At 64.5% G+C, this 17348-nt stretch carries 17 protein-coding genes; 6 read left to right on the forward strand and 11 right to left on the reverse strand.

Annotated elements, in window-relative coordinates; all coding sequences use genetic code 11:
• Nucleotide 1: 1 nt before the first annotated feature.
• Nucleotides 2-2323: a FimV/HubP family polar landmark protein gene (locus M3I56_RS12230; RefSeq protein ID WP_254354142.1), complete on the reverse strand. Its 2322-nt coding sequence runs from the start codon at nt 2321-2323 to the stop codon at nt 2-4.
• Between the two features lie 166 nt (nt 2324-2489).
• Nucleotides 2490-3611: an aspartate-semialdehyde dehydrogenase gene (asd, locus tag M3I56_RS12235; RefSeq protein ID WP_028202917.1), complete on the reverse strand. Its 1122-nt coding sequence runs from the start codon at nt 3609-3611 to the stop codon at nt 2490-2492.
• Between the two features lie 61 nt (nt 3612-3672).
• Between asd and M3I56_RS12240 the strand changes: the two genes are divergently transcribed.
• Nucleotides 3673-3915 carry a hypothetical protein gene (locus M3I56_RS12240; protein WP_254354143.1) on the forward strand — a complete coding sequence of 81 codons (243 nt, stop codon included), beginning with the start codon at nt 3673-3675 and terminating at the stop codon, nt 3913-3915.
• A 22-nt stretch (nt 3916-3937) separates the two neighbouring features.
• Here the strand turns inward: M3I56_RS12240 and leuB are convergent, their stop codons facing one another.
• The 3 genes from leuB to leuC are packed head-to-tail and all read right to left on the reverse strand — an operon-like array spanning nt 3938 to nt 7128.
• Nucleotides 3938-5005 (reverse strand): 3-isopropylmalate dehydrogenase, encoded by a 1068-nt coding sequence (gene leuB, locus M3I56_RS12245; protein ID WP_254354144.1) that lies wholly within the window; start codon nt 5003-5005, stop codon nt 3938-3940.
• A gap of 44 nt (nt 5006-5049) precedes the next feature.
• Nucleotides 5050-5700, reverse strand: a complete 651-nt coding sequence (gene leuD / locus M3I56_RS12250; RefSeq protein WP_069261385.1) for a 3-isopropylmalate dehydratase small subunit — start codon at nt 5698-5700, stop codon at nt 5050-5052.
• An 18-nt stretch (nt 5701-5718) separates the two neighbouring features.
• Complete coding sequence (leuC, locus tag M3I56_RS12255; protein WP_254354145.1) at nt 5719-7128, reverse strand: 3-isopropylmalate dehydratase large subunit; 1410 nt, start codon at nt 7126-7128, stop codon at nt 5719-5721.
• A 645-nt stretch (nt 7129-7773) separates the two neighbouring features.
• On the opposite strand from leuC, the gene M3I56_RS12260 reads away from it, so the two are divergent.
• From M3I56_RS12260 to M3I56_RS12275, 4 genes are all read left to right on the forward strand, one after another.
• Entirely contained in the window at nt 7774-8688 is a 915-nt protein-coding gene (locus M3I56_RS12260) for a MipA/OmpV family protein (protein ID WP_254354146.1), read from the forward strand.
• 192 nt (nt 8689-8880) lie between these two features.
• Entirely contained in the window at nt 8881-9867 is a 987-nt protein-coding gene (locus M3I56_RS12265) for a TerC family protein (RefSeq protein ID WP_254354147.1), read from the forward strand.
• A 147-nt stretch (nt 9868-10014) separates the two neighbouring features.
• On the forward strand, nt 10015-10308 hold the full coding sequence (locus tag M3I56_RS12270) for a zf-TFIIB domain-containing protein (protein WP_028202911.1): 294 nt from the start codon (nt 10015-10017) through the stop codon (nt 10306-10308).
• Nucleotides 10309-10363: 55 nt separating this feature from the next.
• On the forward strand, nt 10364-10771 hold the full coding sequence (locus M3I56_RS12275) for a TerB family tellurite resistance protein (protein ID WP_254354148.1): 408 nt from the start codon (nt 10364-10366) through the stop codon (nt 10769-10771).
• A gap of 120 nt (nt 10772-10891) precedes the next feature.
• Here M3I56_RS12275 and M3I56_RS12280 read toward each other — a convergent pair whose 3' ends face one another.
• The 4 genes from M3I56_RS12280 to M3I56_RS12295 all read right to left on the reverse strand — a co-directional run bounded on the left by M3I56_RS12280 (nt 10892) and on the right by M3I56_RS12295 (nt 14561).
• Nucleotides 10892-11548, reverse strand: a complete 657-nt coding sequence (locus M3I56_RS12280; protein WP_254354149.1) for a response regulator transcription factor — start codon at nt 11546-11548, stop codon at nt 10892-10894.
• Nucleotides 11549-11619: 71 nt separating this feature from the next.
• On the reverse strand, nt 11620-12948 hold the full coding sequence (locus M3I56_RS12285; protein ID WP_254354150.1) for a HAMP domain-containing sensor histidine kinase: 1329 nt from the start codon (nt 12946-12948) through the stop codon (nt 11620-11622).
• 74 nt (nt 12949-13022) lie between these two features.
• On the reverse strand, nt 13023-13499 hold the full coding sequence (locus tag M3I56_RS12290) for a hypothetical protein (protein ID WP_254354151.1): 477 nt from the start codon (nt 13497-13499) through the stop codon (nt 13023-13025).
• A 219-nt stretch (nt 13500-13718) separates the two neighbouring features.
• Nucleotides 13719-14561: an alpha/beta fold hydrolase gene (locus M3I56_RS12295; RefSeq protein WP_254354152.1), complete on the reverse strand. Its 843-nt coding sequence runs from the start codon at nt 14559-14561 to the stop codon at nt 13719-13721.
• 180 nt (nt 14562-14741) lie between these two features.
• On the opposite strand from M3I56_RS12295, the gene M3I56_RS12300 reads away from it, so the two are divergent.
• A complete protein-coding gene (locus M3I56_RS12300; RefSeq protein WP_254354153.1) occupies nt 14742-15206 on the forward strand; it encodes a glyoxalase/bleomycin resistance/extradiol dioxygenase family protein in 465 nt (154 codons plus the stop codon).
• A gap of 134 nt (nt 15207-15340) precedes the next feature.
• On the opposite strand, the gene M3I56_RS12305 is transcribed toward M3I56_RS12300, so the two are convergent.
• Complete coding sequence (locus M3I56_RS12305) at nt 15341-16363, reverse strand: T6SS immunity protein Tli4 family protein (RefSeq protein WP_254354154.1); 1023 nt, start codon at nt 16361-16363, stop codon at nt 15341-15343.
• A gap of 68 nt (nt 16364-16431) precedes the next feature.
• Nucleotides 16432-17082, reverse strand: a complete 651-nt coding sequence (locus tag M3I56_RS12310; protein ID WP_254354155.1) for a hypothetical protein — start codon at nt 17080-17082, stop codon at nt 16432-16434.
• Between the last annotated feature and the right edge of the window lie 266 nt (nt 17083-17348).

Genomic DNA, 17348 nt, shown 5'->3' on the forward strand with positions numbered 1-17348 from the left:
GTCACGAAAGCGGAGCGAGCGTCGACAGCAGCGCCTGCGCGTCGCTGCGCGTCGCGGGGTCGTTCGACTCGATCACTTCGTTGATGAGCGAGCGGGCGCCCGGCACGTCGCCAAGCGCGATGTATTCGTGCGCGAGGTCGAGCTTGTTGCGCGCGATGCGCGCGAGCTGCTCGGGCGTGAAGACCGGCAGCGGCTCGGCCGAATCGGGCGGCAGGTTCAGGTCGAAGTCGAGCGTGAGCGCGCCAAAGCGCGGCGCGCCGAGGCCCGCGAGCGCACCTGCACCCGCCGTCCCGGCCTCGATGGCCTGGCCCGCCAGCGGCGCAGGCGGCTCGAAGAACGGCGACGCAAGACGTGCCGAGGCCTCGGGCGTGGCGGCCGGCTCGGTCGACAGCGGCGCCGTGGGCATGACCGGCTCCCCGATGCGCGGCGGCAGGGGCAGGTCGAGGCCGCCCAGCGCTTCTATTGCATCGTGCGGGAACGCGATCGGGACTTCGGCGTAGCTCATGTCTTCTGCGGTGACTGCGGGCACAGACGGAATTTCAGGTGCGGTAAGCGGCGCCGGCGGGCGCTCGAAGGCTTCGGTGATGGGCGGCGTTTGCACAGCGGCCGGTTCGGCCTGCGGCGCTTGCGCGGCTTGCGGTGCGCCGTCGCCGAAGTCGAGCGCGATATCGGGCATGGCAGGCTTTTCGGCGCGCGCCGGTTCTTCCAGCGTGCGCGCGAGCGCTTCGGCGTCTTCGGCCGCGCGCGGCGCGCCGAGACTTTCGGGCGGCAGCGCATCCGCGCCCAGCTCCACCGCGGCGGCGAGGCTGGCGGCGTCGGTCGCGTCGGCGAGCGTCTGCGGCTCGCCCGGTTCCACGCCGTGCGGCAGTTCGTGTGCCGCGTGAGCTTCCTGCGCAGCCGAAGGCGCTTGCGGGGTGGCCGGGTGCAGCGTCTCGGTCAGCATCGGCGGCAGCGCTTCGTCGTGTTCGAGCGGCGCGGCAGAGACGGCTGGCGTGGGCACCGGCGTGATCGCGACTTCGTCCGCTGCGGGTTCAACCGGCGCAACCGGCGGCACAAACTCCGCTTCCTCCACAGGCGCGGCTTCGTTCACGCCCGGTTCATCCCCGGCGCGTGAAATCGGCTCGTGCAGTACCGGCGGCTCCTCGGCCACAGGCGCGGCGGCAACGGCGGCAGCCGATGCAGACGGCGTCGGCTCGTGCGCTTCGGGCGAGACCTCAGCCGCCTGCTCAGCGGGTTTCTTGCGCTTGCGCATGAGCAGACGCACGAACAACGCCAGCAGCGCCATGACGATCGCCGCCACGGCCCCCATGGCGATCGGCGAGACTTCCGGTTGACCGCCAGCCGGGCCGGCGTTCGCCGCGCCGTTCTGCACCGGCGCACCGCCTTGCGCAGCAGGCGCACCGGCGGACGCGCCGCCCGCCGTCTGCGCCGGCTTGCCGATGCCGTGCTGCTGCAACGCCATCAACACGCGGTTCTTCAACGCGAGGAGCTGCTGCAGGCTCGAGACCGTCACTGGCGCGACCTTCGCGCCCTCGGCCGACGCGCCTGCCGCGCCGCTGGCCGGGGCCTGGATCGAACCGCTCCACACGTGCGAGTCGCTGGCCGCTGACGCCGCAACGGCGGCGCTGGCGCCCACCGCAGCGGCGCCCGACGCGCCTTGCGCGGCCGCTTCGGGGCCGCTCGCTGCGACTGCCGAAGCCGTTGCCGCAGTCGTCGCGGCAGCACTGGCCGAACTCGCGCCGCCCGTTGCGGCGGCAGCCGTCGACGATGCAGCTGTCACAGCGTCGGCAGCAGCGCTCGAAGCAGCCGCCGGTGTGCTGGCAGGCGCAGCCGTCGCCGTGGCGGGCGCGCTGGGGGCGGCCGAAGCACCCGCCGAAGCCGAAGCCGCCCCGCCCGATGCCGCCGTCATGCCCTCCGCCGCACTGGAAACGTCCGGCGTGGCCGGCACGTTCAGTGTCGCACCCACGCGCATGCGGCTGGGATCCTGCTTGATGAACGCATTGGGGTTCGCATCGAAGAGCGCCTGGCTCATGCGTGCGAGCGTGCCCTTGTCGTGCGACTGCGTGACATCGACGGCCACGTCGTGCAACGACTGGCCGGGATGAACGGTGTACTGCCCCGCGATGCTCAGCGCCGCCGCGGCGGAAGACGCGGCACTGGCACCACTGGCGGCAGCGCCTTGCGCCGCACTCGCGCCGCCCTGCGCAGCGGCGAGGCCGCAGAACAGGAAACTCGCCGCCGCCACGGTGGCGCGGATGGCGCGCCGCCCTTGGGCGCGCTTCGCGCGAGGCGCGGCGGAATCAGTATCAAATCGAACGATCATCAGTTGCCCTGGCATACCGCTCTTGCGGCTGTCGATCAAATAGGAGTGTGCTTCGGGGCGATTGCATCGATGCATGCAATAGAAAGCATGCAATAAAAAAAACGCCGCGACTGGCGCGGCGCTTTTCACCCGGTCTACGCGTCATTAGCCGCGTAGTTTAATTCATTCACTTGTCGAGCAGAATGCGCAACATGCGGCGCAGCGGTTCCGCCGCACCCCACAGCAACTGGTCGCCCACCGTGAAGGCCGACAGATATTCGCCGCCCATGGCCAGCTTGCGCAGACGGCCCACCGGCACCGACAGCGTGCCCGTGACCACGGCCGGCGACAAATCGCGCATCGAAGCCTCGCGCTGGTTCGGCACGACCTTGACCCAGTCGTTGGCCGAAGCGAGGATGCCGTCGATCTCGTCGAGCGGCACGTCCTTCTTCAGCTTGATCGTGAGCGCCTGCGAGTGGCAGCGCATCGCGCCGATCCGCACGCACAGGCCGTCGACCGGAATCGAGCCCGGCTGGCCCATGGCCGGCTTGCCGAGAATCTTGTTGGTTTCCGCGCCGCCCTTCCACTCTTCCTTCGACATGCCGTTGCCGAGATCCTTGTCGATCCACGGAATCAGCGAGCCCGCGAGCGGCACGCCGAAGTGTTCGGTCGGCATGGCGTCGCTGTTCATGGTGGCCAGCACCTTGCGGTCGATGTCGAGGATCGCCGACGACGGATTCGCCAGATCGCTCGCGACCGATGCGTTGAGCGCGCCCATCTGCGAGAGCAGTTCGCGCATGTTCTGCGCGCCCGCGCCCGAAGCGGCCTGATACGTCATGGCCGTCATCCAGTCGACGAGGTTCTCGCGGAACAGGCCGCCCAGCGCCATCAGCATGAGGCTGACCGTGCAGTTGCCGCCGACGAAGTCCTTCTGACCCTTGACGAGAGCATCTTTGATGACGTCGAGGTTGACCGGGTCGAGGATGATGACGGCGTCGTCCTTCATGCGCAGCGCCGAGGCCGCGTCGATCCAGTAGCCGTTCCAGCCTGCCGCGCGCAGCTTCGGGTACACCTCGTTGGTGTAGTCGCCGCCCTGGCAAGTGATGATGATGTCGCACTTCTTGAGCTCGTCGACGCTGTTCGCGTCCTTGAGCTTCGTCTCGTTTTTGGCGAACGACGGAGCCGCGCCGCCTGCGTTGCTGGTGCTGAAAAACACCGGTTCGATCAGGTCGAAATCACGTTCTTCCTGCATGCGCTGCATCAGCACGCTGCCGACCATGCCGCGCCAACCTACGAGACCTACGTTCATGACTAACCCTTGAGATGGACACTTCCCCGCTTTGCTCGCCCGGCGTGGCCGCGCGGGGAAGATGAGCGGGCACGACGAGCGATCAACGAATGGTGATCGTTTTGATAATCGTCGTTTTCGTGGTGATGGCGAGCGAAATCGCACGGGCTTTCATGCCGTGGATGTTCGTAACAGTCGTGATCTGGGGGATCTTCGCCATCGAAGCAATATACACGAAACGGTTAATTTGCGCGGCAAAAACCTACTTTCCGCTATTTGCAACGCCCGTTCTTCAGGCGCGCGAAACAAAAAAGGGCACGCCTGAAACGGCATGCCCTTCGTGCGACTTACAGCGCTGCGATCACCGCATCGCCCATTGCCACCGTGCCAACCTGCTTGCAGTCCGGCGTGACGATGTCGGCGGTGCGATAGCCTTGTTCCAGCACCTGCTTCACCGCGCTCTCGATGCGGTCCGCCTGCTCCGGGCGACCCAGCGAGTAACGCAGCATCATGGCCGCCGAAAGGATCGTGGCGAGCGGGTTGGCAATGCCCTTGCCCGCGATATCGGGCGCCGAACCGTGCGACGGCTCGTACAGACCCTTGTTGTTCTTGTCGAGCGAGGCCGAGGGCAGCATGCCGATCGAGCCCGTGAGCATCGCGGCTTCGTCCGAGAGAATGTCGCCGAACATGTTGCCTGTCACCACCACGTCGAACGCCTTCGGCGCCTTCACGAGCTGCATGGCCGCGTTGTCGACATACATGTGCGACAGCTCGACGTCCGGATATTCCTTCGAGACATCGATCATGATGTCCTTCCAGAACTGCGACGTTTCGAGCACGTTGGCCTTGTCGACAGAAGTGAGCTTCTTCTGGCGCTTTTGCGCGGCCTGGAACGCCACGTGAGCAATGCGGCGCACTTCGGGCTCCGCATAGCGCATCGTGTCGAAGCCTTCGCGCGCGCCCTTGAAGTTGCCGTCCGGCGCTTCGCGCGTGCCGCGCGGCTGGCCGAAGTAGATGTCGCCGTTCAGTTCGCGCACGATCAGGATGTCGAGGCCCGAAACGATTTCCGGCTTCAGCGACGACGCCCCCGTGAGCTGCGGATAGCAGATCGCCGGGCGGAAGTTCGCGAACAGTTCCAGATGCTTGCGCAGGCCGAGAATGGCCTGCTCGGGACGCAGCGCGCGCTCGAGCTTGTCGTACTTCCAGTCGCCCACGGCGCCGAACAGGATCGCGTCAGCAGATTTGGCCAGCGCGAGCGTTGCCTCGGGCAGCGGGTGGCCGCTCGCCTCGTAGCCCGCGCCGCCAACCGGCGCCTCTTCCAGCTCGAATTTTTCGCCCAGTGCGTTCAGCACCTTCACGGCTTCCTTGACGATCTCGGGACCGATGCCGTCGCCCGGCAGCACTGCAATCTTCATCCTGTGATTCCTCGCTGTTTGTTCAGTGTGCGTGTGTGCAAGTATCAGAGCACGCGGTTGTTCAGCCACGGCTGGCGCGCGAGGCGCTCGGCTTCGTACTGGCGGATCTTGTCGGCGTGACGCAGCGTGAGGCCGATGTCGTCGAAGCCGTTCAGGAGGCAGTAGCGGCGGAACGCGGCCACTTCGAACGGATATTCCTTCGAGCCGTCCGTCGTGCGCACGACCTGCTTGTCCAGATCGACCGTGAGCTGGAAGCCGTTGAACGCGTACGTCTCGTTGAACAGGTGATCCACATCCGCTTCGGAAAGCACGATCGGCAGCAGGCCGTTCTTGAAGCAATTGTTATAGAAGATGTCCGCGAAGCTCGGCGCGATGATCGCGCGGAAACCGTACTGGTCGAGCGCCCACGGCGCGTGCTCGCGCGAACTGCCGCAGCCGAAGTTCTTGCGCGTGAGCAGCACCGAGGCGCCCTGATAGCGCGGCTGGTTCAGCACGAAGTCCGGGTTCAGCGGACGCTTCGAGTTGTCCTGGCCCGGCTCGCCGTGGTCGAGGTAGCGCCACTCGTCGAAGGCATTCGGGCCGAAGCCGGTACGCTTGATCGACTTGAGGAACTGCTTGGGGATGATCGCGTCGGTATCGACATTCTCGCGATCGAGCGGCGCCACGACGCCGGTGTGTACGATGAATTTTTCCATGATCCGTGTAGCCTCAGCTCAGCCCAGCTTGCGAATGTCGACGAAATGGCCTTCGATTGCCGCGGCGGCTGCCATGGCCGGGCTCACGAGGTGCGTACGACCGCCCGCGCCCTGGCGGCCTTCGAAGTTGCGGTTCGAGGTGGACGCGCAACGCTCGCCCGGCTCCAGCCGGTCGGCGTTCATCGCGAGACACATCGAGCAGCCCGGCTCGCGCCATTCGAAACCGGCTTCGGTAAACACCTTGTCGAGGCCTTCGCGCTCGGCTTGCGCCTTCACGAGACCCGAGCCCGGCACGACCATCGCGAGGCGGATGTTCGGCGCCACGCGGCGGCCGAGCTTCTTCACGACGTAAGCAGCGGAGCGCAAGTCCTCGATGCGCGCGTTCGTGCACGAACCGATGAAAATCTTGTCCGGCTTGATCGACTCGATCGGCGTATTCGGTTCGAGCGCCATGTACTGCAGCGCGCGTTCCATCGCGTCGCGCTTGACCGGGTCCTTCTCGCGCTCGGGATCCGGCACGCGGCTGTCGACTGCCGTGACCATTTCCGGCGACGTGCCCCACGTGACCTGCGGCACGATGTCTGCCGCGCTCAGTTCGACCACGCGGTCGAAGTGCGCGCCTTCGTCGGTGCGGAAGTTTTTCCAGTACTCGACGGCCTGATCCCACTCCGCGCCTTGCGGCGAGAACGGACGGCCCTTGAGGTATTCGATCGTGGTGTCGTCCACGGCGACCATGCCGGCGCGCGCGCCGCCTTCGATCGCCATGTTGCACACGGTCATGCGGCCTTCCATCGTGAGGCCGCGGATCATCGAGCCGCCGAACTCCATGGCGTAACCCGTGCCGCCAGCCGTGCCGATCTTGCCGATAATGGCGAGCACGATGTCCTTCGCGGTGCAGCCGCGCGGCAGTTGGCCCTCGACCTTCACGAGCATGTTCTTGCTCTTCTTTTGCAAGAGCGTTTGCGTAGCCAGCACGTGCTCGACTTCAGACGTGCCGATGCCGTGCGCGAGCGCACCGAACGCGCCGTGCGTGGACGTGTGCGAGTCGCCGCAGACGATGGTCATGCCAGGCAGCGTCGCGCCCTGTTCCGGACCGACGATGTGCACGATGCCCTGGCGCTGGTCGGTCATCTTGAACTGCGTGATGCCGAAGGAATCGCAGTTCGAATCGAGCGTGTCCACCTGCAGCTTCGAGACTGGGTCGGCAATGCCGTGGCTGCGGTCGGTGGTCGGCACGTTATGGTCGGAAACGGCCAGGTTCGCGCTGATGCGCCACACCGGACGCTCGTGCAGCTTCAGGCCTTCGAAAGCCTGCGGACTGGTGACTTCGTGCAACAGATGACGGTCGATGTAGAGAATCGTCGTGCCATCGTCTTCCGTGTGGACCACGTGCGTGTCCCACAATTTGTCGTAGAGCGTCTTTGCCATGATGTGCGGGGATATGTTTGACTGCGGGGCAATACGGTGTGAATCGATTATGCCACGCGAAACCCGCTCGCCACAGGGCCTTTCCCGAAGAAAAGCGATAAAAAACATGGAGTTGGGTGGTAGTCGCGATACCTGTATCAGCGTTACCCGGCCCGCGCGCGTGTCGTGGCGCATTCGTGCCAAGCCGTAACGGGCGCCGCTCTGCCGCTCGTTGAAAGCGTTCGGTATGCAAAAAAGGAGATGCGCCGGCCCGACCACGACCGGCGCAAGTTGGTGACCGCTGTGAGAACGGTGAAACATGGGCTTCGGGTTCCGCGACACAGGGGGGGCCGCATCGCCGACGTCCATAGCTGTCTAACGGCAAATTGGCGCAAGGGTTTAATCGGGGCAACTGCTGCGCTCCAAAACGGTGCGCCGGAGCGCCTGCAATTCCATTAGTTTTCCTGATTATTTAGCTTCGTTTCCCGCGTTTGACAGCCATAGGCGCCGGGCAGCGCGGCGAATCGCCGGGGCGGACGCCGGCCGGTTATGCACAAGCCAGGCACGAGGTTTGCGAGACGAGCCACGCCGCGCCGAATTCCACTTTGTGATTGCGTCACACCCAACAAACGACGCCGCGGCCGACCAGGCAAAACCGGAGGCTTCATGCCACTCGCAATCCGCACTGCGCAACAACGAAAAAGCAGAATAAAACCACCGGCGCCGCGCCGCACACGGGCCACGCAGCGTGCGTCTCTCGCCGCCGCCGCATGCGCCCTCGTCGCGCTCGCCCCGCCCGCCGAGGCGCAAACCCCCTCGCCGCTCGGCGAATGGCAATATTCCGCAGGCATTCCGCTCGAAAAGATGTTTCAGCCGAACCGTCCCGACTTCGAGGCGCGGCTTGGCGTCGGCGCGACCTTCGAGCCGCGCTACGACGGCTCGGACCGCTATCACACGCAGGTCGGGCCGAGCATCGACCTGCGCTACAAGGACATCCTGTTCGGCTCGACAGGCGAAGGCTTCGGCGCCAACGTCCTGCAGGGCGAAAACTGGCGCGTGAGCGTAGCAGCCGTGTACGACCTCGGGCGGCGCGGCCAGGACGACCCGACTCGCCTGCACGGAATGGGCAACATCAACCCGGCGCCAGAATTGAAGATCGCTGGCGAGTATGTGATTTCGAAGGACCTTCCGCTCGTGTTCCGCACCGCCTTCACGCGCAGCTTCGGCGGCTCGAATGGCTGGATAGCGGACCTCGGCGCCTACATGCCGCTGCCGGGCAGCAACCAGAACTTCTACTGGTTCGCCGGCCCCTCGGTCACGTTCGCCGACTCCAATTACATGCAAAGCTGGTTTGGCGTGACGCCGCAGCAGGCGGCCGCATCGGGTTACCGTCAGTACGACGCGAGCGCGGGCCTCAAGTCGGCCGGCTTCGGCATCACGATGGTGTACTTCGTCAACAAACATTGGTTCGTGAGCGCGGACGGCGCCATCAAGCGCCTGCTCGGCAGCGCCTCGCACAGCCCGATCGTCCAGTCGAAGACGGGCGGCGTTTGCGACGTCTCGATCAATTACCAGTTCTAGCGCGGCCGGCCGCCTGACCGGCGTCAGGCCGGCGTACGTCGCGAGAGAAGGCGCCTGCCCGGCCACCGCTCATTCACCGCTCATTCTTCGCCACTATCCTTGACCGTACGGGCGCCAGGCCCAGTCGGCCGGCTGCGCCCGCATAAAACGCGCAGCAGGGCCACGTTTCCCTCTACGTTCAAAGGATCGACCATGCTCGCGCCGATCGCCACGGCCTCCTTCCTCGGTCAGCCCGCGTGGCTCTGGATCGCCTTCCTCGCGGTGGTGATCGTGCTGCTCGTACTCGACCTCGGCGTGCTGCATCGTGACGACCACGAGATCGGCATCCGCGAAAGTCTCTGGCTCTCGCTCGGCTATGTCGCCGTGGGCGTCCTGTTCGGCGGCTTCGTCTGGTGGCAGCTCGGCGCGCAGCCCGCTACCGAGTACATCACCGGCTATCTGATCGAAAAGTCCTTATCGCTCGATAACGTGTTTGTGATCGCGTCGATTTTCGGCGCGCTTGCCGTGCCGCGCCAGCTTCAGCATCGCGTGCTGTTCTGGGGCATCGTCGGCGTGCTGGTACTGCGTGCATTGATGGTCGGGCTCGGCGCCGCGCTCGTCACGCACTTCGAGTGGATGCTGTACGTGTTCGGCGTATTTCTCGCCGTGACCGGCGTGAAGATGCTGCTGGGCCCGAAGCAAGAGCCCGGCGTGAACGACAGCGCCCTCTTGCGCTGGCTGCGTCGCAAGCTGCCCGTCACGCCGCATCTCGAGGGCCGCGCGTTCCTCGTGCGCCAGGCGCATCCGCGCACCGGCAAGCCCGCGCTGCTCGCCACGCCGCTCCTGCTCGGGCTCCTGATGATCGAGTTCGCCGACCTGATCTTCGCCATCGATTCGATCCCCGCGATTTTCTCGATCACGACCGATCCGTTCATCGTCTATACGAGCAACATCTTCGCCGTGCTCGGCCTGCGCGCGCTCTACTTTGCGCTCGCGGCCGTGGCGCATCGCTTCCACTACCTCAAGCATGCGCTCGCGCTCGTACTGGTGTTCATCGGCGCGAAGATCTTTCTGGTGGGCATCATCGGCAAGATTCCCGCTCTATTCAGCCTTGGCGTGACGGCCGCGCTGCTCGCGGGCGGCGTGGTGGTGTCGCTCGTCAAGACGCAGAAGCCGAAGGACACGCTCGGCACGTCCTGAAGCCGAACCCGACTCAGACGGAGCGCCCCCGTGCTCCTCATTCTTCGCTCATTTTGCTCTGCCAGGATGGTTTCCATCGAGGCCGCATCGCCCTCCACGCAAGACGGCAAGGGCCTCGATGACCTGTCACTCATCACGGAGCGCATCATGAAATGCCCCAACTGCCCTGACGTCACCCTCTCGCTCGCAGAGCGTCAGGGCGTCGAACTCGACTACTGCCCGCAGTGTCGCGGCGTCTGGCTCGATCGCGGCGAACTCGACAAGCTGATCGAACGCAGCGGCAACCGGCACTATCGCAACGAAGGCGATGCACAGGCATTGCGCCAGCACGATTCGAAGCACGGCGCGCAACACGGCGACTACGCCCCGCGCCGCGCTCACGAAAGCTACCGCGGCAATGGCCATCGCCGCAAGTCGTGGCTGCAGGACATCTTCGACTGAGCCACGGCTACGCCTGCTATCCCATCGACATCACGTTTCAAGAGGATTCCTGATCATGCGCAACTATACCTGCAACAGCCCGCAAGCCGCGGGCCGGATCGTCGCGGTCGCACTGCTCGCAGACGGCCACCTGGGCAGCGAGGAGCTCGCAGCCGTCCATCGCGCGCGCCTGGCCCATCGGCTCGGCCTCGCGCCCGGCGAATTCGGCGATATCCTCAAGGATCTGTGTGAAGACTTGCAGACCACTTCGCACCTGAACTGGAGCGATGCGTGCAAGCTCGACTCCGACGTGATGCAGCAGGTGATGCGCGAGCTCGACGATCCCGCGCTGCGCGCCGAAGTGCTGAATCTGTGCCACGTGGCCGTGTATTCGGACCGGCACGTCGCCGAAAGCGAAGTCGCGCTGCTCGCCTCGCTTAGCCGTGCGTGGCAGAAGGAACCCTGGCAGCGCCTGCTGGCGTAAGTTCGCGCGCGAGGCGTGCCTTCCCCCGCGCATCGCGCCACGCGGCGAGCCCCGCGCTCGCCGCGGATTTTACAGCGCGCAGATTTTTGCGCGCTTTTTTATATTCGATTGTTCCGGCGCTCACGCGCACACGGCCCAGCCGAGCCCGCGCACATTGCGGATCACCGCGTGGCCGAACTTGCGGCGCACGCTGTAGATCACGGCGTCCACCGCGTTGCTTTCCACTTCCTCGCCCCAACCATAGAGCCGCTCCTCGATTTGCTGACGCGACAGGATCGCGCCCGGCCGCTCGAGCAGCGCGAGCATGAGTGCATATTCGCGCGCTGAGAGATCGTCGGACTGGCCATCGAACGTGAGGCGGCGCGCGTTCATGTCGAGCGTGACGCGGCCGCTGCCCATGGTCGGCGAGGCAAAGCCCGACTTGCGCCGCACCACGGCGCGGATACGCGCGAGCAGTTCCTTGCTCTCGAATGGCTTCACGAGATAGTCGTCGGCGCCGAGATCGAGGCCTTCCACGCGCGTGTCCACGTCGTCGCGCGCGGTGATGATGAGCACGGGCGTGCCGTCCAGCGACTCGCGCAGCGCGCGCAGCACGTCGAGCCCGCTCATGTCGCCGAGGCCCAGGTCGAGCAGCACCGCCGTGTACGAGCCGTAGCGAATGGCGTCGCGGCCGCTCTCGCCCGTGCGCACCCAGTCGACGCTGTACGACGCGTCCTTCAACGCGCGCAGCAGCGCAGGGCCGATCAGCAGATCGTCTTCGATCAGCAGAATGCGCATCGTGTCCGTCCTTTGTTTCGCATGCTTCCCGGGATTTTGCCTGACCTGCGTTCGCTACATCGACGCCGCGCTCAGGCGCGCGGTAACTCAATGCGCGCGACGATGCCGCTTTGCCCGTCGCGCCGGTTCGCGAGCGTCACACAGCCGCGATAGCTGCGCGCCACCGCCTGCGCGATGGCGAGGCCGAGGCCGCTGCCATGGCTATCGTGTTCAAACCGATGACCGCCCGCGCGGAAAAACCGGTCGAACACGCGCGGTAAATCGGCCTCGGCAATGCCGGGCCCATTGTCGGTCACGTCGATGACGACGCCTTGCTCTTCGCGGCGCACCGCCACGTCCACATTCGCGCCTGCGTGGCTATAGCGGATCGCGTTGTCCACGAGATTGCGCACGAGCACGCGCATGTCTGTCTCGGTGGCGCGCACCGTCACGTCGTCGAGGCGCGTCACGCCCAGATCGACGCCGCGCGCGTCGGCGAGCGGCAGCAGGTCGGCCAGCACGTCCGTGACGACTTGCGCGAGCGGCACCTCCGCCAGCACGCGTTGCGTGCTGCCGATTTCGGCGCGCGCCAGACCGAGCAGCTGCGAAACGAGCGCCCCGGTGCGCACAATGCCGCGGCGCAGCTCCTCGAAGCGCTCGGGGTATTGTTCGGGCGGCGCGTTGCGCAGGTTGTCGATCTGCAACTGCATGGCGGAGATCGGCGAGCGCAGTTCGTGCGCGGCATCGGCGATGAACATGCGCTCGGTATTCACGAGCACGGAGAGGCGCTCGATCATGCGGTTGATCGACTCGACGAAGGGCCGCAGCTCGACGGGCGCCTGCCCCACTTCGAGCGGCTTGAGGTCGTGCAGATCGACCTTCGCCGCGCGCCGCCCGACGCGCTCCAGCGGCCGCAGCGAAACGCGCACCGTCACCGCGATCGTGAGCGCGAGCAGCGGCAGCAGCGCGAGCATGGGCAGCAGGCTCCAGAACGCCACGCGCAACGCGTTGCGATTGCGCATGCTGCGCGATTCGGCCACCTGAATGTATTCGTCGCCGGCGGCGAGCGCGAACACGTCCCAGGACTCGCCGTCGTATTCGATCGACGAGAAGCCGCTTTGCGCGCGCGGCAACGCGATACGCGCGTTGCTCGTGCGGCTCGGGACCGCGCCGTCGTCGGCGGACCAGATCTGCACGACGAAATTGTCGGCGGCTTCGCTGTCGCCGCGCGGCTCGATCGCGCGATGCGGCACGCCGGTCTGCACGTGCGCGGCGGCGTCTCGCAGCGTCGCGTTGAACTCGGCGGCGAGACTGCGCACGACGAGGAAGGTGCCGAGCGCACCCAGCACGCCGACGAGGATCGCGAGCGTGCCGATCGCAATGCTCAGGCGGCGATGCAGGGAATGCGCGGCGAAAAACATGGAGCGTCTCGGGTGGGGAGGCGCGCTCCATCATAAAGGATTCGTCGTGCGTCAATCGGGCTGTGCGGTGTGTTTCAGCGATGAGAGCCGCCGTGCATTCCACCCGCACCGCTCCAGACGCCGCCGTGCCCGCCATGAAAGCCGCCGTGCATGCCTGGCGCCGGATGCATATGCGGGCCGCCCGGAAAGACGTGATCCATGTGATGAAAGTGATGGAAGTGATCGATGAACACGAACGCGCCGCCCACGAACACCGGCGGCCACCAGCCGTACCATGGGCCGGCGTACCAGGTCGTCGCGTCGGTCCATGCCACGGGGTAGACCTGCGTGCCGTCGTTACCCTGCACGATCTGCCAGGTGCCGTCGGGCTGCAGGCAAGCGAGCCCGCTGATCACCTGCGGCGCGCCGTCGATCTCGGCGCTGCCGGTGACGGTGCGGCAGTTGGGCGGCGGCGGGTAATAAGATGCGTCCGCCGCCTGCTGCGACGCGACCGGTGTCGTGCAGGCACCCAGCAGACAGGCCAGCGCAGTGAAGGCGAGAAGTTTGCGCATGATGTCGCCCCTCTCGACGGACCGGCCTCGCGGCGCACGGGCTGTGCGCCTTGGCCGTGAAGACTCCATCGGTACGCCTGGCACGCGGCGCGTGAGTTAGCTCGCGCGGCCGCGTGTCATCTGCAAAACGAGGGGCGTAGGGGCACTATTCCTTTGCGCCCGGCGCGAACGGCCGGGCCCTGATTACGACTTGTATCCGCCACCTGGCCGTGTCGCGTTTCACGCCTGCCACCGCGTAACGAACGCGCGTATGTCGTCGTTCACACGCGCTGCGTGATTGAAGTACATGCCGTGCGTGCCGCCCTCATAAACCTTCAGCATCGCGCGTTTGAGCGCGGCCGCCGTCGGGCGTCCGGTGATCTCGAGCGGCGCCGAGGCATCGCAATCGCCGTGCAGCACGAGCGCTGGCACGTCGATCGCGGCCAGTTCGCGGCGGAAGTCGGTGGCCATCTGCACGCGAGGCAGTTGTACCGCAGCGCAAAACGACGTGGCCAGCATCATGTCGGCCGTCCACTGAATGACCGTGCGAGAAGTACCGGAGCTGAAGTAGGCTTCGGCGCGCCGCTCGATCCAGTCGGGAAACGACGTGAGCATTTCTTCGATCGACGCTTCGAAGAGGCTAGCATCGAGTCCGCCGGGATTATCAGCAGTCTTGAGCAAATAAGGCGTCGACGCCGGCGAAACCAGCACGATGCCCGCCACGCGACGCGAGCCGTGACGGCTCAAATAGCGCACGATCTCGCCGCTCGCGAACGAATGGCCGACCAGCGTGACTCGCTCCAAACCTCGGGCGGCGAGTACGGCTTCGAGATCGTCGGCGAGCGTGTCGTAGTCGTAGCCGCGGCCCGGGTCGCTGGAGCGCCCATGGCCGCGCCGGTCGTATGCCACGCAGCGATAACCCGCGGCCGCGAGCGGCGCGCATTGGTAGTTCCACATGTCGGCGTTGAGCGTCCAACCCGAGAGGAACACGAGCGGTGCGCCATCGCCCCAGTCGCGATAGTGCAGCGCGGTATCGTCGTCGATGCGGATGTAGCCGGGTTGGCGGGCGTTGAAAGTTGCCATGGTCGTCGCTCCTTGCGGGTGGGGTGTGCCGATGAGCGACATGGTCGTCGATGCCGTCCGTGCTGACGATTACGTCGGAGGTAATGGCCGTGCGTGGGCGGCAAGGATGCGTGAGCGCGCTGCGCGCAATCGCACCACGCTGGTGCTAGATTCGTCACACATACAGCCCAGGAGACAAGCATGAGCAACACCTCGCCGCGTCCGGCCTTCGGGTCTGCCATCTACTATCGCGATCCGTTCGCCGCGCTCGATTGGCTCGAAAAGGCGTTCGGCTTCACGCGCCAGTTCGTCGTCACGTCGCCGGACGGGAAGCTCGGCCACTCGGAGATGCGCTTCGGCGACGGCTACGTAATGATTTGCGGCGGCTGGCCCGGCATGCCCTACACGACCCCCGCCGAACTGGAAGGCAAGAACACGCAGTCGGTACACGTGCAGTTGAAAAGCGGCCTCGACGCGCATTGCGAACGAGCCCGCGCCGCCGGGGCAAAGATCATCCGCGAGCCGGCCGATCAGTTCTACGGCGACCGCGTCTATGTGGCATGCGACCCCGAAGGCCACGTGTGGAGCTTCGGCGAAACAGTGCGCGAGGTCACGCGCGAAGAAGCGGAAGCGGCGAGCGGGCTGAAGATCGACGGCTGGATTTGAGCCGGAAGCGCATCGCCGTGTATAGATCAGGGTATGGGAAGTGCATCGGCAAAATGCTGGCCATATCAGGTTGCTTCGCGCGAAAGGTGCCCCTGCGAGACAACCTTGAAGCTTTAAATCGCCCGTAGCTCCCCTCAAAAACCGTTGGGACGTGGACGAAGTGTCCGCGATACAGCGTCCCAAAGGGCGACGGCCTCATTTTCCGTAAGCGACGCCTTGCGAGGCGGATCACCCTGCCAATCGTCTGGCAGGATGTCGCCGTTGTCCAAATCGAGTTCCACTAACGGCGTAAGCGCACTTCCTGTTTTCGAATTTGCCTCCAGGACAAAATGATGACCCGGGATATAAAGATACGTTGTACCCGCCATCAGCCACTCCTCGGCCTGCATACCCGGTAGATCAACCACGCCCTTTCGAACAGTATGGCCGTTACGCTCTTTGAGTGCGTCATTGATACTATCGCCACGTTGAAGCAACGTGGTCTTCTCGTGAATGAAAGAGGTTGTCTCAAGAACAAAATTCACGTCTTGTTTATCGCGCAGGTAGTATTGGCCAGACAGATCCTCTTTCTCCCCGGCACGCCCATGCAGGAATCCGCCAAGAAAGCACACGCCGGGGACAGTTGGAATCGTGGCCTCGTCACGACCTTCCACCCTGCTGAGAAGACCAAAGACAAGCCGCTTCTTTTCCGGAACATCGTTTATGAGTTCGCCGTGGATGCCGTACGGCGTACCTTTGTTCTCTCTTACATATACCGAATTGACCATATCGGTTGCTGTGCTTTGTAGCTTTATCTGGTAGCCACGATCCCAGCGGTATGCTTCTACGATGCGCGGCATATCGGAGCTTTGCCCTTTAGGGGATTCGAGTGAAACGAAGTAATAGCTGTCTGTTATTGCCGGAACGACCCCGTGCTCGTACAGGACACGATATCCTCCGGCCAGATTCACAAGGGACTTGAGGTTTGCCTCCCGAGCCGAGATGTTCTGGAGGAATTCCGCTTTGGATGCTGGTATAGCCTCAAACGTCACGCCTTCAATGAAACTGTTGCCAAACGTCCGGATATCCTTTGGTAGATCAATTAGATATCGGCCCATACAGCGCGTTTCGAGTTCCGTAGTCAACGCGTGAACGGTGGCTTCTTCCTGCTCGGTCATCGGTTTCTCCCGGTTACACGCGGACACCAGCGCCATCATGCACGCGAGCATCGTGATCAATAGTGTTCTCATTCGACATACGCCATTTTCGTCTCCTTCGCCCGGTACACGATCCGAGTGACAGCCCAAAGCGCAAAGAGCATCTGTGGCTTTTTCTTATATGCGCCCTCATGGTCTACATCCTTGTGTCCAACACATAGCTTGATCTTTCCCCTCGGGGCTGCACCCGAAACGGCGGGAACGGTCCCGTCACCGCTCTGTGCAGCAGGCCGCAATGTATAGTGCGCGGCGAGCGGGTCCCCCCCACTGCGTTGAAGCAAATCCTGGTCGCCTGTACCCGTATCCCGCATGACCTGCCCGCTTGTAAGGTCATCGACCTTGGCATAAGCATCTGCCCACTTCAGAACGGTGCCTATCTTTCTCTCCCATACCACCTCGCCCCATGTCTTGTGGGCATCATCGTCTCCGTAAAATGCGTAGGAGTTACTGTGGTACTTCCCAGCTAGCCCCAGGTGGAAAGGAATGACCAATTTGTTGATGATTCGCTCATAGGAGGCCCAGTCCTGATCAACTTTCTGTTTATTCGCATCGATTGGGTTGATTAATTTGTCGTCGCAAAGACTCCACCATTGTCCACGGGACAGATAGACCTCTCCGTAAGGATCAGCAACCGGGAGAGCTACCGACTGTGAGCCGTCACGGATTTTCAGCCACCCCATGCCGTACCCCGCGCCAGGAAGTAGCTTCTATGGGGTATTCGAAGTCAAGCCCCCTCGATGACAGTTTTATTCGCAAGATTCTCCTTTAGGACTCCGCGAGTTATCCACGGCCTGCCGCCGGGTCCCTTCACATGACCAGAACGTCGGCAGGCGGTGGATAACTCGCGTGCGTCACAACACGTGTCAATAGTCTTTGGTTCGGAGCGCTCGATGTCGGGCGTATGCCCGATCTAACTTCTATCCGTGCCGGCACCACGGCCGGTCAC

The organism is Paraburkholderia sp. CNPSo 3281 (assembly GCF_024206515.1).
GTDB lineage: Bacteria > Pseudomonadota > Gammaproteobacteria > Burkholderiales > Burkholderiaceae > Paraburkholderia > Paraburkholderia nodosa.

Coding starts and splice junctions, on each gene's coding strand:
- M3I56_RS12275 (WP_254354148.1), top strand. CDS start 10,364: ATGCGCAACTATACCTGCAACAGCCCGCAAGCCGCGGGCCGGATCGTC.
- leuD (WP_069261385.1), bottom strand. CDS start 5,700: ATGGAAAAATTCATCGTACACACCGGCGTCGTGGCGCCGCTCGATCGC.
- M3I56_RS12260 (WP_254354146.1), top strand. CDS start 7,774: ATGCCACTCGCAATCCGCACTGCGCAACAACGAAAAAGCAGAATAAAA.
- M3I56_RS12240 (WP_254354143.1), top strand. CDS start 3,673: ATGAGCGGGCACGACGAGCGATCAACGAATGGTGATCGTTTTGATAAT.
- M3I56_RS12230 (WP_254354142.1), bottom strand. CDS start 2,323: ATGATCGTTCGATTTGATACTGATTCCGCCGCGCCTCGCGCGAAGCGC.
- M3I56_RS12285 (WP_254354150.1), bottom strand. CDS start 12,948: ATGTTTTTCGCCGCGCATTCCCTGCATCGCCGCCTGAGCATTGCGATC.
- asd (WP_028202917.1), bottom strand. CDS start 3,611: ATGAACGTAGGTCTCGTAGGTTGGCGCGGCATGGTCGGCAGCGTGCTG.
- M3I56_RS12300 (WP_254354153.1), top strand. CDS start 14,742: ATGAGCAACACCTCGCCGCGTCCGGCCTTCGGGTCTGCCATCTACTAT.
- M3I56_RS12305 (WP_254354154.1), bottom strand. CDS start 16,363: ATGACCGAGCAGGAAGAAGCCACCGTTCACGCGTTGACTACGGAACTC.
- M3I56_RS12295 (WP_254354152.1), bottom strand. CDS start 14,561: ATGGCAACTTTCAACGCCCGCCAACCCGGCTACATCCGCATCGACGAC.
- M3I56_RS12290 (WP_254354151.1), bottom strand. CDS start 13,499: ATGCGCAAACTTCTCGCCTTCACTGCGCTGGCCTGTCTGCTGGGTGCC.
- leuB (WP_254354144.1), bottom strand. CDS start 5,005: ATGAAGATTGCAGTGCTGCCGGGCGACGGCATCGGTCCCGAGATCGTC.
- M3I56_RS12280 (WP_254354149.1), bottom strand. CDS start 11,548: ATGCGCATTCTGCTGATCGAAGACGATCTGCTGATCGGCCCTGCGCTG.
- leuC (WP_254354145.1), bottom strand. CDS start 7,128: ATGGCAAAGACGCTCTACGACAAATTGTGGGACACGCACGTGGTCCAC.
- M3I56_RS12265 (WP_254354147.1), top strand. CDS start 8,881: ATGCTCGCGCCGATCGCCACGGCCTCCTTCCTCGGTCAGCCCGCGTGG.
- M3I56_RS12310 (WP_254354155.1), bottom strand. CDS start 17,082: ATGGGGTGGCTGAAAATCCGTGACGGCTCACAGTCGGTAGCTCTCCCG.
- M3I56_RS12270 (WP_028202911.1), top strand. CDS start 10,015: ATGAAATGCCCCAACTGCCCTGACGTCACCCTCTCGCTCGCAGAGCGT.